The organism is Pseudoxanthomonas sp. F37, from assembly GCF_022965755.1.
In the GTDB taxonomy this organism is placed as follows: domain Bacteria; phylum Pseudomonadota; class Gammaproteobacteria; order Xanthomonadales; family Xanthomonadaceae; genus Pseudoxanthomonas_A.
In genome coordinates, this window is sequence record NZ_CP095187.1 from 394,586 (window position 1) to 408,694 (window position 14,109).

Sequence of the window (14,109 nt, forward strand, 5' to 3'; positions counted from 1 at the left end):
GGCGCCGGCGCCACGGTGGTGAAGGGCGGCTTCGCGCAGAAGCAGGCCGAAGACGAGCCGATGAACCTGGAGCGCGTGGACACCGTCATCGCAGGCGTCGATTCGGTGCTGCACCTGCCCGGCGGACGCGTCGACAACCCGGCGGCCGAGCGTCGCTACGCGGTGCGCAACGGCGTGCTGGTGGCGATGGATTCGCCGCTGCTGGTGATCCATGGCGGCGCGGGCGTGGAGCGCGCCGGCATGACCCCGGCCGACGAGGCCGCCGCGCGCACCGCACTGGAAGCGGCGCTGCGCGCGGGCCATGCGCAGCTGAAGGCCGGCAGGCCCGCGCTGGATGCGGTGACCGCCGCGATCACCGTGCTGGAGGATGCGCCGCAGTTCAACGCCGGCCGCGGCGCGGTATTCACCCACGACGGCAGGAACGAACTGGATTCCTCGATCATGGACGGCGCCACCGGCAAGGCCGGTGCGGTCGCCGGCGTGCACCGCGTCAAGAACCCGATCACCCTGGCGCGCGCGGTGATGGACAGGTCGCGCCACGTGATGATGGTCGGCGGCGGCGCCGAGGCGTTCGCGAAGGAGCAGGGCATCGCCCTGGTCGAGCCGTCCTACTTCCGCACCGAGAAGCGTTGGCAGCAGCTGCAGAACGCGCTGAAGGAAGAGAAGCAGGCGCAGGCGGGCAACACGCCGCAGGAGCTGCCGGGCAAGGCCTACTTCGGCACGGTCGGTGCGCTGGCGCTGGATGCGAAGGGCCAGCTGGCCGCGGGCACGTCCACCGGCGGCATGACCAACAAGCGCTACGGCCGCGTGGGCGACTCGCCGATCATCGGCGCGGGCACCTGGGCCGACGACCGCTGCGCGTTCTCCGGCACCGGTTGGGGCGAGTACTACATCCGTGCCGCGGCCGCGCACGAGGTCTGCGCCCGCGTGCGCCTGGCCGGCCACAGCATCGCGCGCGCCGCCGACAGCGTGATCAACCGCGACATCCCCAAGGCCGGCGGCGACGGTGGCGCAATCGCGCTGGGTGCCGACGGCAGCATGGCATTCCCGTTCAATACCGAGGGCATGTACCGCGGCTGGATCGGCGCCGACGGCGTGCCGCATGTGGCCATCTACAAGGAAGACCCGCTGCCCGCGCGCTGAGCCCGATGGCGCTATGCTCCGGCTGTCGCCGGGGAGAGACGAAGCATGCGCAAGTGGTGGGGAATCGGGCTGTTGATGGTGGCCCTCAGTGCGGCGTCGGCCGAGCCGGCGCGCGAGCCGATCCATTTCCGCGCCCATGCGCGGGTGGCGCTGGATGCGCAGGGCGTGCCGCGACAGGTCGAGGTGGACCCGAAGCTGCCCGCCGTGATCCGCGAAGCGATCGCGCAGCGCGTGGGGCAATGGCGTTTCGAGCCGGCCCGGGCCGACGGACCACCGCGTGCGGGCGCCACGACCGTCTTCGTGGATGCGTGTGCCGTGCCTGCGGACAATGGCGACATGCGGCTGGCGGTGGACTATGGCTGGAATGGTCCGGGCTACGCCGATGGCCGCTATTTCCCTCCGGCGCCGCGGTATCCGGTCGAGGCGGCGAAGCGGAACAAGGGCGGAGCGTTCCGCGTGGTGGTGCGGATCGGCACGGACGGTCGTGCGCAAGTGGAACAGATCGAAACCCGGCAGGGCCAACTGCCCCTGTTCGAGCAGGCGCTGCGCACCTGGGTGGCCTCCCTGCGCTACCTGCCCGAGGAGATCGACGGGGCGCCCGTCGCCACCCGCATGGCGATCCCCGTGGACTTTGCGATGGGCGGCCCGGGCATGCACGAGTACAGGCGGCAGGAGCGCGAGGCCCGGCAGCGCTCCCCCGAATGCAGGGCGGCGATGGGGGCAGAGGACGCCTCCCCTTCGCAACCGGTGGTGCTGGATTCCCCGTTCAGGCCGGTCACGGCCGGGTAGGCGGGGTCCGCGGGGAACCCGTGCCCTCCGGATTGGCGGGGCGCTCCCCTCTGCATCCCCTGTCGCCGCTCCACCGAACCCTGATATCCCGGCAGAACATGGGCCCCTCTGGCCGCGCCCCTGCGGCTGCAACTGTGACGCAGTTATCAAATGTGCCGTCTGTAAGTTAAGATACAGATCACACTTTGGGTCCACCCCGCCTCGCCAGGACCGGCGCCACGGGAGGGTCCCACCACAGGGGCAGGCGGGGCCATCCGGGAGGTCCGATCCGGGCAGCGCCTCGTCAACAGACGCGTCAGGGGTTCCGTTCGTCGATGTCGTACCGCGCTCATGGTGATCTGCGCCCGAGCGGCGCGCCTTCCACACGCCACCCGCACGCTCCCTGCTCCGCGGTCGCCGCACCGGTGCGGCGCCGACGGCCTGGCGCCTTCGGGGCCGGCCTGGTGCTCGTCGGCCTGCTGCTGGCCGGCCCTGCGCTGGCGCTGATCACTGCGGGCTGGACGACCAACGGCAGCGCCTCGGCCAGTGCCACCGTCAACGGCATCACCGTGACATTGACGGGGCAGGCGGACGAGGCGTATTCGGCCGGCACGTTCAACAGCACCGGCTGGTGGAGCGATCCGTACGGCGGTGGCGTCAACGGTGGCCCCTCGCTGACGATGGTCTACGACAGTGCCGGCACGCGGAACTACGTGTTCACCTTCAGCAAGGCCGTCGACAACCCGGTGCTGCATGTGGATCGCCTGGGCGGCTTCTACGACAACAACCGGCCCAACGGCACACGCTGGACCTTGACCGGCTTCACCGCCGCGGGTGGGGCGGTGGCGCTGGAACGGCTGTCGGGCAACGCCCAGTTCACCGTGACGCCGGAGCAGAACCGCTTCGCGCGCGCGACGACCGGCACCTTCGGCGGGACCGGCTCGTCCGAGTGCCTGTCCACGTCCAACGGCACTGCCTGTGGGTCGGTCCGCTTCAATGGTACGGGCATCACCCGGCTGACCTTCGCGGTGGAAATGGCGGGCGATCGTGGCGCGGGCGACGAGCTGGAACTGCGCTGGAGTTTCGATGGCGCGAAGCTGATCGTGCGCAAGCAGTCCGCCGGCGGCACGGGCACGTTCGGCATCACCGCCAACAATGCGCTGTCGCAGGCGTTCAATCTGGTCACCACGGCGCAGAACGTGCCGGTGGCGTCGAACGCGTATCCGCTCACCAACCACGCGGCGGCGATCACGCTGACCGAATCCAGCGTCCCTTCCGGTTATGTCCTGCTGGCGGCCGCCTGCACCGACCAGAACGGGGCCACGGTGGCCGCCACGGTGGACACGGCAGCGCGCCGGGTCACCCTTGCGTCCGCCGACTACCGCGCCAACCAGACCATCACCTGCACGCTGAGCAACGCCGCACCCGCGACCCTGGCCTTGGCCAAGACCTGGACCCATGCCGCGGTCAACGACAGCGCCACCTTGTCGGCCAGCGGCGGCACGAACACCGCCACGCTCGCATCCGTCGCCAACAGCGCCGCCGAGACCGATACCGGCGCCGCCGTAAAGGTGGCGCCGGGCGATGTCGTCACCCTGTCCGAAACGCCGGGCGCGGGCAATGCGCGTCCCTACACCGCCAGCGCATGGACGTGCACCGGCGGCAAGCTGAGCGGGAACACGCTGACCCTCACCGATGCGCACGCCGGACAGGCGATCCTCTGTTCCATCACCAACAGCGCGCGGGCGACCGACGTGTCGGTGGTCAAGTCGGCGGCGATGGGCCCGGTGAACAGCGGGCAGCTGACGAACTTCACCGTCGTCGTCTCCAACGCAGGTCCGCTTGCGGCCGATGGCGCGATGGTGAGCGACACGCCCGGCGCCGGACTGGACTGCCCGGCCTCGGGCACTCCGATCACCTGCAGCGCCAGTGGTGGCGCCGCCTGTCCCGGCGCAGGCTCGCTGCCGGGTCTGGTGGGGGCGGGCGTGGCGGTGCCGACCCTGCCGGCCGGCGGGACCGTGACCTTCACGGTGCCCTGCCAGGTGACGGCCAGCGGCCTGTAGGTCCGCGCGCGCTTCCCAAGCGCGTCGCCAGTCTCCATGATGCGGCGTCCCGAACCACCGCAATGAAGTGATGAGTCGTACTGCCTGGGCATGGGCGGTGGTGGTGCTGACCACCGTCGCGCTCGCCGCGACCTTCCTGGTCACCCCCCGTTTCCCCGTTCCCATGCCCGAATCCGGCCCGCCCGCCACGCCGTTCGGATGGGCCGGACAGCTGTCATGGGTGGCCGGGGATGGCATGCGCGGGCTCCGGGACGGGGCCGGCACCCTGGCCCGCTTCGATGACCCCTGGGGCATCGTGGTGGCGGCCGACGGTACGCGCTATGTCGCCGACGCCGGCGACAACAACCTGATCCGCCGCATCGCCCCCGACGGGACGGTGTCGACCCTGGCGGGCGGACGCGAAGGGTTCGCCGACGGCAGTGGCGCGACGGCCGCCTTCCATACGCCCTCGGCGCTGGCGCTGGATGGCGACGGCAACCTGTATGTCGCCGACACCGGCAACCATGCCATCCGCAAGGTCACCCCGCAGGGCGTGGTGAGCACGCTCGCCGGCGGAGGCGGCCCCGGCTTCCGCGACGGGCCGGGCGGGCAGGCGCTGTTCAACGGACCCATCGGCGTGGCCGTGGATGGCGCGGGCCGGGTCTACGTGGCCGACACCTACAACGACCGCATCCGTGTGATCGGCCGCGAGGGTCAGGTGAGCACGCTGGCCGGCGGTGACCGCCCCGGGTTCCAGGATGGCACCGGCGACCAGGCGCGCTTCGATACACCCACCGCCGTGGCGGTGGATGCGACGGGGGTCGCGTGGGTGGCCGACCTGGGCAACGATGCGATCCGCCGCATCGGGCCGAAGGGCGGCGTCAGCACGCTTCCGCTGCAGCCCGACCTGGACACGCAGGCCGGGCCGCGCCGCCCGCTGGCGCTGGCGCTCACCCACGATGGCCACCTGTACGTGGGCGAGCTGTCCACCGGCCGCGTGATGCAGGTGATGCGCGATGGACGCTGGCGGGCCCTGGCCGGCCATCTGCCGGGGCAGCGGTTCTCGCGGACGGCAGGCCTGGCCGTCGATGCCGCCGGCGACGTGTACGTCACCGACGCGGGCAGCCATCGCGTGCATCGCATCGTACCGATGGCGCCGGGTGCGGCGGCCGTCGTCACGCCGGTCGGTCCCGCGCCGGACGATCCTCTGCCCGATACCGGTGGCCGCTGGCCGCTCGCGCCGCAGGATGGATGGCACGAGGTCGTGGGGACGCTGGGCGAAGTGCGCGGCGACTACCAGGGCGAGAGCCGCCACCACCTGCACGGCGGGCTCGACATCCGCGGCGATGTGGGCGCCACGGTGCTGGCCATCGCCGATGGCAAGGTCGGCAGCCCCGCGGCCGCATGGGGTTTCGATGGCCTGGGCGAAGGGCTGGCGGTCGGCCCGCTGGGCTACATCCACATGAAGGTGGGGCGCGCGCCAAGCGGCCAACTTCTCGATGCCGCGCGCTTCCAGTTGCTGCATGACTTCAGCGGCGACCCGTCCCGGATCCGCGTGCGCCGCGGCACCCGCTTCTCCGTGGGCGACGCGCTGGGCACGGTGAACCGCATGGCGCACGTGCACCTGTCTCTCGGCCCGTCCGGTTACGAGCGCAATGCGATCGCACTGGGCTTCGCCGGCTTCAGCGATGCCTATCCGCCGCGCATCGACGAGGTGACCCTGTTCGATACGCTGGACCAGCCCCTGGACGCGCGACAGGACGGCCGGCTGGTGGTGCCCCGCGACCTGCGGGGCGTGCGCATCGTGGTGGATGCCTGGGACCAGGTGGACCGCAACCTGCCGCGCAGGCGCCTGGGCCTGCATGCGCTGGGCTACCAGTTGCTGCACCACGACGGCACGCCGGTGCCCGGCTTCGAAACGCCGCGCATGACCATCGATTTCCAGCGCCTGCCCGCCGACGATGCCGTGCAGGTGGCCTATGCGCCGGGCAGCGGCATCACCGTGCACGGCAGCGCCGTCACCCGGTTCCGCTACAGCGTCACCAACACCGTGCGCGATGGCGCCTGGGCCGAAGGCGCGTGGCAGCCCGAGGTGCTTGCGCCCGGCGACTACGTGCTGCGCATCACCGCCCGCGACCACAGCGGCAATGAGGCGCAGGGTCGCCGCGACCTGCCGCTGCGCCTGCCCTAGCTGCGGGAGCGGCGTGTCGATCGCCGCCCCTTCCATTCGTCGTCTCCCTGAAAGCGCCGGATCGCCCGGTGCCACGCGCGAAGGAGAACCCGAATGAAAGTCATGGTCCTGGTGAAGGCCAGCCCCGCATCCGAAGCCGGCCAAATGCCGGGCACCGGACTGCTCACCGAAATGGGCAAGTTCAACGAAGCGCTGGTGAAGGCCGGCATCCTGCTGGCCGGCGAAGGCCTGCATCCGAGTTCGCGCGGCGCACGCGTGCGGTTCGAGGGCAGACAGCGCACGGTGATCGACGGCCCCTTCGGCGAGGCCAAGGAACTGATCGCCGGCTTCTGGTTGTGGCAGGTGCGCAATCTCGACGAAGCCATCGAGTGGATCAAGCGCGCGCCGTTCGATGGCGGTGCGGAAGTCGAGCTGCGACCCGTGTTCGAGGCGGACGACTTCGGCGAGGCGCTGACGCCGGAGCTGCGCGAGCAGGAAGCGCGGCTGGCGGCCGACCTCACCTCCCGTGGTCCGCAGTGAGGCGCAGCGCATGAGCACCCAGATCTTCGTGAACCTACCGGTGCGCGACCTGCCGGCGTCCAAGGCCTTCTTCAACGCGCTCGGCTACGCGACCAATCCGAGCTTCACCAATGACGAAGCCGCCTGCCTCGTCATCAGCGACAGCATTTACGTAATGCTGCTGGTGGAGCCGTTCTTCCAGGGCTTCACCCGCAAGTCGCTGTGCGATGCGCGGACGCACACGGAAGTGCTGCTCTGCCTGTCGGTCGCCAGCCGCAGCGAGGTGGATGCGATGGTCGCCAAGGCGCTGTCGGCCGGCGGTCGTGAGCCGATGCAAGCCAAGGATTACGGTTTCATGTACCAACGTGGCTTCGAGGATCTCGATGGCCACCTGTGGGAGGTCGTGCACATGGATGAGGCCAGACCGTCTACCGACTGATGCAGCAGGTGAGGCTCCGAAGTAGATGAATGCAGTGCGCGACGTTGCTCACATTGGCGCGTCGCGGCTTGCGTCGCATGGTGGCGTGTCGTACAGATAAGGCTGTTTCTGGCAGGAGGCCTTGCGATGATCAGAAGATCTGCGCTTGCAAGCAGGAATGGCGTTCGCTCTGCTTTCGCGGGGGTGATCGTATCGATGGGCGTAACCACAGGGTGCCAAGGCATGGCGATGACGCAGGAATCCGGACACGTGCCCTCGGGGGGCGCAAGCTCAACGACTAGCGAACCGTTGACGTTCGTGCGGCACAACTTCGGTGCGTTCTGCTACTCGACCTATGGCTGCCGGGTGACCTACAACGGGTTCACTCACATCTCCGAGCCAGACGATGTGCTTCAGCTGCCTTCAGCGTCGCTGGGCGAGAAGTACCCTGCGAACCTGGATGCGAGCTATCTCTCGGTCGGCAACTTCCCCGAACCTGCCCAAGTGGTGTGGAAGTCGAAGGATGGTGTGAAGCATTCGGCTTCCGTTGACATTGCAAGCATATTCCGGGACCAGCGCGTCCTCCATCATGTGCCCAATGGAGCCGTGGATGGCGATATCGGCGACCCCGGCATCATTCTGGAAGTGAACGACAGGACGATCAACGTCTACATGAAGGCGTTCGTGCCTACCCGGGTCCCGCAGATCCCAGGAAACGAGTACAGCCGTTTCCGGGATGACCTGATTCTGGCGTGGAGCAAGACCTACTAGCGGAAAGACGCACAAGGAGTGTGAAGATGGGTGGCGAACGACATCCGGATGGCGTGGAAACCTACCCGGCAACGCTGGAAGACCTGGCGACCTACACGCAGGCGCGGGCGCAACTTGCGGCATTTCAGGCTCCTGTCCTGGTGGATGGAGAACGGACTCGGGAGCGACTATTCGTCGCGGCATTCGATGGAACCGGCAACAGCCTGCACAGGGATGCTCCGGAGAACCTCACGAATGTAGCGAGGATCCGTGAGCAGGTTGAGGCGCTCCACAAGCGAGGCGAGGCTTCGCAGATCGCAACGGGGTATGTCGAAGGGCCCGGAACCCAAGGTGGCTTGCGCGGGGTCTCGGATGCGATACGTGGCGGCACTTACGAAGCCAGGATGGAGGAGATGTACCTCCAGTTCACCCGGAAGGCCGCCGAATGGCTGCGGGAGAACCCCAACGCCGACATACGCATCGCCGCCATCGGTTTCAGTCGTGGCGCAGAACAGGCCGCTGGATTCACCCGGCTGATCGAAGAGAGGGGAATCCAGGATCCCGCGGGCATGAATGTGGTCCGGGATCGAAACGGCTTCATCGACCGTCTCGAATTCACCCGCCCACCCCTGCGCGAACCCGGCACCGTCGTCCAGGCCGTCGGCCTGTTCGATCCGGTCGGCACCGGCGAGCCCCGCGACCACGATCGTCGCCTGCCGCCCTCGGCGGTGTCGGGGTTCCAGATCACCGCCGAGGACGAGCGGCGCAATCTCTTCCAGTCCACGCGCGTGCTGGATCCCGGCGCGACCGAGGGCGGGCGCTTCCTCAACGTCACCGTGGCGGGTGCGCACAGCGACATCGGCGGGAGTTACGCGCTGGACGGCCTGTCCATCCGCAGCGGCAACCTGATGATCGACTACCTCAACGCGCTGAGCGACCCGCCGTTCCTGCAGAAGCGGGAGGAACCCATTGATCCCTCGCGTAACGTCATCCATCGCTCCGAGGACCATCAGTTCTTCTATCGCACCTCCGTGTACGACAAGGAGGGGGTCCGCGGCAGGCAGGAGGAGCTTGCGCCCTCCACGTTGTGCAGGATCGATTGCCTCGATGCCCAGCCCCGCAATGCGGCGATGGCCGAGAGTCTGCGCTGGCGTCCGGTCGAGATCGGGCCCGCGCCGGGCGCGGCCTCGCCGGCGAACAGGGTCGAACAGCTGCTGCAGGCGGCGAAGCAAGGCGATGCCGCCGCCATCGACCGGCTCGGGCGCGACCATTTGCACAGCGAACAAGGGCAGGCGTGGCTGCGGGAAGGACAGCAGCGTCTTCGTGAGCTGCAGCCGGCCCTGCCTGCGGTGCCGGTGGCACCACAGCCAGAGCCTGCCGCGCTCGCACGCTGAGCCTGCGCTTGTCGCGTCCCATCGCCCTGCGGTTTAATCCGACCGGGGACAACGATGCCAAGGGAGGCATCCATGGGATGGGGAACACGGCGTGCGGGCATCCTGCTGGGATGCCTGCTGGCACCGCTGGCGCAGGCCCAGGTGGATCTGGAGCCGTTCCTGAAGCAGGACGTGCTGGAAACCCTGAAGATCTCGCCCACCGGCGAGTACTACGCGCTGACCGTGCCGCTGGAGGACCAGACCATCCTCGCCGTGCAGCGGCGCAGCGACCGCCAGATCACCGCCAAGATCAGCGCCGGCGCCGACAGCATCATCGACGATGTCTGGTGGGTCAGCGACGAGCGCGTCGTCGTGTCGGTGGCGAAGAAGTACGGCTCGCGCGACCAACCCTACGCCACCGGCGAACTCTATGCGACCAATGTCGACGGCAGTACGCGCCGGCAGATCTTCGCCCGCTACGGCCTGGACGGCAACGACATCCAGCCGCGCGCCGCCGAGCTGGTCGATCCCATGCCGAACGATCCGCGCAAGGTGCTGATCAGCATGTACGCGCTGGACACCTCCATGCCGAACACCCGGCTGATGACGCTGGACGCGTACAACGGCACGCTGGATACCGTGTCGACGGCCCCCATCCGCCGCGCGGATTTTGCGGTCGACGCCACCGGGCAGGCCCGCTTCGCGCTGGGTGCCGGCGAGGACAACGCCAGCAAGCTCTACCACCGTGCCGGCGCGAAGGCGCCGTGGACCCTGGTCAATGACGAGAACGAGAGCCTTCGCGTGGAGGTGCCGCTCGGGTTCGCCGCCGATGGACGCACGGCCTACCTGCAGGTGGAACAGGCCGAGGGACCCGACGCGATCGTCGCGCTGGACACCGTCAGCGGGCAGCGCACGCAGGTGCTGCGCGACGCGGTGGTGGACCCGTACCGGATCATCCGCGCCGACGACGGGCGCACGCCGGTGGGCAGCTTCTTCATGCACGACAAGCTCCGCACGGTGTTCTTCGACGAAAAATCGGAGACGGCACGTCTTTACCGCAAGCTGGAGCGGTCCTTTCCCGGCCATTCGGTCTCCATCACGTCCGGTACGCGCGATGGCAAGCTGAAGATCGTCCACATCTGGAACGACACCAGCCCCGGCGATTTCTACCTCTTCAATACCGAGACGAACGCGGCCGACCTCATCTTCAGTCGCCGCCACTGGCTGGACCCGGCCACGCTGGCGCCCAGCCAGCCGGTGTCGCTGAAGGCGCGCGACGGCATGGCGTTGCACGGCTACCTGACGCGTCCGCGCGGCAGCCAGGGTCCGTTGCCGCTGGTGGTGCTGCCGCATGGCGGGCCGATCGGCGTCTTCGACCGCTGGGAGGTCGACGACGAAGCGCAGATGCTCGCGCGCGCAGGGTATGCCGTGCTGCGGCTCAACTTCCGCGGCTCGGGCAACTACGGGCGCGCGCACATGCAGGCCGCCGCGCGCGAGTGGGGCCGGGCCATGCAGGACGACCTGACCGACGCCACGCGCTGGGCCATCGAGCAGAAGGTCGCCGACCCGCAGCGCATCTGCCTGTACGGTGCCAGCTACGGCGGCTATGCCGCGCTGATGGGCGTGGCCCGGGAGCCCGCGCTGTACCGCTGCGCCGCCGGCTACGTGGGCGTGTACGACCTGGAGCTGATGCACCGGCAGAAATCGCGCAGCGCCAAATGGGTCGGCAACTACATGAACGACTGGGTGGGCGACCGCGCCACGCTGGGCGAGGTCTCGCCCGTGCTGCTGGCCTCGCGCATCCGCGCCCCGGTCTTCCTGGCGGCGGGCGGAAAGGACGAGATCGCCCCGCAGGCCCATACGGAGCGGATGGAGAAGGCGTTGAAGGCGGCCGGCGTGCCGGTGGAGACGCTGTACGTGCGTACCGAAGGCCACGGCTTCTATGCCGAAGCCAACCGGCGGACCTACTACACCCGGCTGTTGGACTTCCTGTCGCGCCACCTCGGCGGCGCGAAGGGGAAGTAGGACGGGCTCAGGCGCCGACGCGCCTGCGTACCGCCTCGAAATCGCGCACCGGCCGCACCTCGATGCTGCCGGTGCCTATCCACGGGAATTCCTGCGCGATCTTCACCGCCTCGTCCAGGCTGTCGGCCTCGATCAGGTTGTAGCCGCCCAGGATTTCCTTGGTCTCGGCGAACGGGCCGTCGACGACGTGTGTCCTGCCATCGCGCACGCGTACGGTGCGGGCGGTGCTGCCATGCTCCAGCTGCTGCGACTCCAGCAGCGTGCCCTGCGTCTTCAGTTCGTCAGCGTGGGTGATGCAGCCGTGCATCATCTGGTCGAACGCGCCGGCGGGCAGCGCCTCGAGCAGCGTGTCGTCGGTGTAGATCAGCAACAGGAACTTCATGCGCCCTCCCGGCGAGCCGTGCAGGCCGGGATTGTGCCACGCCCTCGTGACCGGCGATGCCACGGCTGCGGCGCCGCGCTCACTCGGCGGCGGGCGAGCGGTACCAGGCTTCCACGGAGCCCTTGATCTTCATCGTCATCGGGTTGCCGCGGCGGTCCTTGGACTTGCCCACGGGCACGCGCACCCAGCCCTCGCTGATGCAGTACTCCTCCACGTTGTCGCGCTCCACGCCGTTGAAGCGGATGCCCACGCCACGGTCCATCGCCTGGGCGTCATGGAAGGGGCTGCGGGGATCGGAAGCCAGGCGGTCGGGAGGCGTGTCGGACATGGTCGTGCATCGTGCGGTCGGAAAGGCGACAGGATACCCGAAGCAGGCCGCTCACCACGCCACGCGGTTGCGGCTGCACATCAGTACGGCCCGCAGCGTCAGCCGTCCCTGGCGCGGATCGGATGCCAGCCGGGACGGATCGGCGATGGCCGGCGCACGGAATGCCGCGCCGTCGTGGATGAGCAGCCGGTTCCAGCGCGCCGGCACCGTGCGCACATGGGTGAAGCACGCGCTGCTCGCCTGCGGAAAGCCTGCGGCGATGGCGTGGCGCTGGGAGAACGCGTCCGGCGACAACGCTTCGGCATCGTGTTCCAGCTGTTCCAGCGCCTGCGGGGACACGCGCGGGGCGAAGAAATGCGTCCCGCCGAGGGTGGGTTCGTGGAACAGGAACAGTTCCGCCACAGCGACGCACTGCTCCGGTGCGAAGGCGCGTTCGCGGCGCGGGATCCAGTGCGCGGGCGCCAGCGCCGCCACCGGCGATGTCAGCAAGGTCAGGCGGCTGGCGCTGCGCAGCACACGGCGGGCCCCCAGGGCCCTTCGGGCGTGGTCGCGGAAGACATCGTGCAGCAGAGCGGTGAATTCCTCCGGCATGCGCAGCTGCAGGCCGGGGAACACCGCCGGCGGTGCCGCCTGGAAATCCTCCCGGTACGCCTGCGCGAACGCAGGCAGGCGCTCCGGTGCCAGCAGGGCGTCGTCGACGACGACGCAGGGAGCGTGGTCGCCAAGGGGCAGGTACTGGACCTGGGGATGCGGGTTGAACATGGCGCGGCCTCCCCGGCATGCCGTTACGCACGCCGGCACCGCCACGATAGACCGCCGCGCGGGCGGAGACAAAGAACGCCGGGACGGCCCACCACGACCGTCCCGGCGTGTGCTGCCGTCGAGGAATTACGGCATCAGCACCTTGTCGACCACGTGGATCACGCCGTTGCTGGCCTTCAGATCGGCGGTGGTGACCTTGGCCACGTTGCCCTTCGCATCGGTCAGCGTCACGCCGCCATCGGCCAGCTGGGCCTTCAGTTCGCCCCCCTGCACCGTCTTCAGCGTGGCGGTGCCGCCGCTGGCCTGGATCTGCTGGGTCAGCGCGGCGGCGTCGACGTTGCCGGGCACCACGTGGTAGGTCAGCACGGCGGTCAGGTCGGCCTTGCTCTCCGGCTTGAGCAACGTATCCACGGTGCCGGCCGGCAGCGCGTCGAAGGCGGCGTTGACGGGCGCGAATACGGTGAACGGGCCCGCGCCCTTCAGCGTGTCCACCAGTCCCGCCGCCTGCACGGCGCTGACCAGCGTGGTGTGGTCGGGCGAACCGATGGCGGTATCCACCACGTCCTTCTGCTCGACGGCGGGCGTGGCGGCCTCGGCGGGGGCCGGGTCGCTGGCTTCGGCCACCGGCATGGGGGCGGCGCCGGCTTCGGCGTCGGCGGTCTTCGGCGAGCATGCAGCGGCGGTGAAGGCGGCCAGCAGCGCAACGGAAAGGACGGTGCGATTCATCGGGATCTCCTGGGTGGGTCGGGTGGGGTGTCGGAACTGCGGCAAGACTTACGCGCCGCCCTCACGCGCGGATGCATCACATGGCTTTAATATTCAGCCAGCCTTGACGCCGCCGGATCGCCCCACGCCATGACAGCGCCCCACCACGAATTCGATCCCGACGACAACTTCCGCCATGCCTTCGACGACGAAGACGACATGGACCTGGACGACACCGAGGCGCTGGTGTGGAACCTGCTGGTCCTGATCAATCCGGGCGACGAGGAGACGGCGTTGCGCCAGTTCGCCGCCTACCGCGACGCCACCGGCGATGCGGGCGCCGAGCCGGACCAGGTGCTGTGGACACTGAAGGACGCCATCGACTGGACATCGGGCTTCTACGTGGACTGGAAGGACACCGAGAGCTTCATCGACTGCGTCAACCAGCTGGCGTCGCGCTATGCCATCGAGATCGACTGGGGTGGCGACCCCAGCGACGAAGACTTCCTCGACGGCACCGACGTGCCCGCCCTGATGGCCACGGCCTACGACCGCCTGCGCGAACACGGCTATACGCTGTGGAACTGGAATACCGGCGGCGATGCCTACGCGGGCTGGATGGCGCTGCGCCGCGACGACGACGGCATGCAGCAACTGGCCGCGGTGATGGGCGTGGAGATCCGCCCGGGCAGCGACGCGTTCTGATCGCGAACGTGCAAGCATC

The 14,109-nt window shown here is 69.1% G+C and carries 14 protein-coding genes; 10 read left to right on the forward strand and 4 right to left on the reverse strand.

The genetic code is table 11. The features are described from left to right. Positions 1-186: 186 nt before the first annotated feature. The 9 genes from MUU77_RS01730 (at position 187) to MUU77_RS01770 (ending at position 11,208) form a co-directional block, all read left to right on the forward strand. Positions 187-1,143 carry an isoaspartyl peptidase/L-asparaginase gene (locus MUU77_RS01730; protein WP_245094131.1) on the forward strand — a complete coding sequence of 319 codons (957 nt, stop codon included), beginning with the start codon at positions 187-189 and terminating at the stop codon, positions 1,141-1,143. Positions 1,144-1,188: 45 nt separating this feature from the next. Next, the gene (locus MUU77_RS01735; RefSeq protein ID WP_245090933.1) at positions 1,189-1,932 is read left to right on the forward strand and encodes an energy transducer TonB; all 744 of its coding nucleotides are present in this window, start codon (positions 1,189-1,191) and stop codon (positions 1,930-1,932) included. Positions 1,933-2,375: 443 nt separating this feature from the next. Further along, positions 2,376-3,974 carry a DUF11 domain-containing protein gene (locus tag MUU77_RS01740; RefSeq protein WP_245090937.1) on the forward strand — a complete coding sequence of 533 codons (1,599 nt, stop codon included), beginning with the start codon at positions 2,376-2,378 and terminating at the stop codon, positions 3,972-3,974. A gap of 70 nt (positions 3,975-4,044) precedes the next feature. After that, a complete protein-coding gene (locus MUU77_RS01745) occupies positions 4,045-6,144 on the forward strand; it encodes an NHL repeat-containing protein (RefSeq protein ID WP_245090940.1) in 2,100 nt (699 codons plus the stop codon). Positions 6,145-6,237: 93 nt separating this feature from the next. Then, positions 6,238-6,663, forward strand: a complete 426-nt coding sequence (locus MUU77_RS01750; protein ID WP_245090943.1) for a YciI family protein — start codon at positions 6,238-6,240, stop codon at positions 6,661-6,663. A gap of 10 nt (positions 6,664-6,673) precedes the next feature. Continuing rightward, the gene (locus MUU77_RS01755; protein ID WP_245090946.1) at positions 6,674-7,081 is read left to right on the forward strand and encodes a glyoxalase/bleomycin resistance/extradiol dioxygenase family protein; all 408 of its coding nucleotides are present in this window, start codon (positions 6,674-6,676) and stop codon (positions 7,079-7,081) included. Between the two features lie 222 nt (positions 7,082-7,303). Continuing rightward, positions 7,304-7,831, forward strand: a complete 528-nt coding sequence (locus tag MUU77_RS01760) for a hypothetical protein (RefSeq protein WP_245090948.1) — start codon at positions 7,304-7,306, stop codon at positions 7,829-7,831. A 26-nt stretch (positions 7,832-7,857) separates the two neighbouring features. After that, the gene (locus MUU77_RS01765) at positions 7,858-9,204 is read left to right on the forward strand and encodes a DUF2235 domain-containing protein (protein ID WP_245090950.1); all 1,347 of its coding nucleotides are present in this window, start codon (positions 7,858-7,860) and stop codon (positions 9,202-9,204) included. A gap of 72 nt (positions 9,205-9,276) precedes the next feature. Next, entirely contained in the window at positions 9,277-11,208 is a 1,932-nt protein-coding gene (locus MUU77_RS01770) for a S9 family peptidase (protein WP_245090952.1), read from the forward strand. 7 nt (positions 11,209-11,215) lie between these two features. Here MUU77_RS01770 and MUU77_RS01775 read toward each other — a convergent pair whose 3' ends face one another. The 4 genes from MUU77_RS01775 to MUU77_RS01790 form a co-directional block, all read right to left on the reverse strand. Continuing rightward, positions 11,216-11,590: a YciI family protein gene (locus MUU77_RS01775; RefSeq protein ID WP_245090954.1), complete on the reverse strand. Its 375-nt coding sequence runs from the start codon at positions 11,588-11,590 to the stop codon at positions 11,216-11,218. Positions 11,591-11,669: 79 nt separating this feature from the next. After that, entirely contained in the window at positions 11,670-11,918 is a 249-nt protein-coding gene (locus tag MUU77_RS01780; protein ID WP_245090956.1) for a DUF3297 family protein, read from the reverse strand. A gap of 51 nt (positions 11,919-11,969) precedes the next feature. Further along, complete coding sequence (locus MUU77_RS01785; protein ID WP_245090958.1) at positions 11,970-12,680, reverse strand: DUF6445 family protein; 711 nt, start codon at positions 12,678-12,680, stop codon at positions 11,970-11,972. Positions 12,681-12,806: 126 nt separating this feature from the next. Beyond that, the gene (locus tag MUU77_RS01790; RefSeq protein WP_245094137.1) at positions 12,807-13,310 is read right to left on the reverse strand and encodes a fasciclin domain-containing protein; all 504 of its coding nucleotides are present in this window, start codon (positions 13,308-13,310) and stop codon (positions 12,807-12,809) included. 294 nt (positions 13,311-13,604) lie between these two features. Here MUU77_RS01790 and MUU77_RS01795 point away from each other — a divergent pair, with 294 nt between their 5' ends. Beyond that, positions 13,605-14,090, forward strand: coding sequence for a hypothetical protein (locus MUU77_RS01795; protein ID WP_245094139.1), 486 nt, complete (start codon positions 13,605-13,607; stop codon positions 14,088-14,090). Positions 14,091-14,109: the final 19 nt, after the last annotated feature.

Excerpts from the sequence above, each read along its gene's own strand:
- MUU77_RS01730 (WP_245094131.1), top strand. The coding sequence starts at position 187 with ATGGATTCGCCGCTGCTGGTGATCCATGGCGGCGCGGGCGTGGAGCGC.
- MUU77_RS01735 (WP_245090933.1), top strand. The coding sequence starts at position 1,189 with ATGCGCAAGTGGTGGGGAATCGGGCTGTTGATGGTGGCCCTCAGTGCG.
- MUU77_RS01745 (WP_245090940.1), top strand. The coding sequence starts at position 4,045 with ATGAGTCGTACTGCCTGGGCATGGGCGGTGGTGGTGCTGACCACCGTC.
- MUU77_RS01750 (WP_245090943.1), top strand. The coding sequence starts at position 6,238 with ATGAAAGTCATGGTCCTGGTGAAGGCCAGCCCCGCATCCGAAGCCGGC.
- MUU77_RS01755 (WP_245090946.1), top strand. The coding sequence starts at position 6,674 with ATGAGCACCCAGATCTTCGTGAACCTACCGGTGCGCGACCTGCCGGCG.
- MUU77_RS01760 (WP_245090948.1), top strand. The coding sequence starts at position 7,304 with ATGGCGATGACGCAGGAATCCGGACACGTGCCCTCGGGGGGCGCAAGC.
- MUU77_RS01765 (WP_245090950.1), top strand. The coding sequence starts at position 7,858 with ATGGGTGGCGAACGACATCCGGATGGCGTGGAAACCTACCCGGCAACG.
- MUU77_RS01770 (WP_245090952.1), top strand. The coding sequence starts at position 9,277 with ATGGGATGGGGAACACGGCGTGCGGGCATCCTGCTGGGATGCCTGCTG.
- MUU77_RS01775 (WP_245090954.1), bottom strand. The coding sequence starts at position 11,590 with ATGAAGTTCCTGTTGCTGATCTACACCGACGACACGCTGCTCGAGGCG.
- MUU77_RS01780 (WP_245090956.1), bottom strand. The coding sequence starts at position 11,918 with ATGTCCGACACGCCTCCCGACCGCCTGGCTTCCGATCCCCGCAGCCCC.
- MUU77_RS01785 (WP_245090958.1), bottom strand. The coding sequence starts at position 12,680 with ATGTTCAACCCGCATCCCCAGGTCCAGTACCTGCCCCTTGGCGACCAC.
- MUU77_RS01790 (WP_245094137.1), bottom strand. The coding sequence starts at position 13,310 with ATGCCGGTGGCCGAAGCCAGCGACCCGGCCCCCGCCGAGGCCGCCACG.
- MUU77_RS01795 (WP_245094139.1), top strand. The coding sequence starts at position 13,605 with ATGGACCTGGACGACACCGAGGCGCTGGTGTGGAACCTGCTGGTCCTG.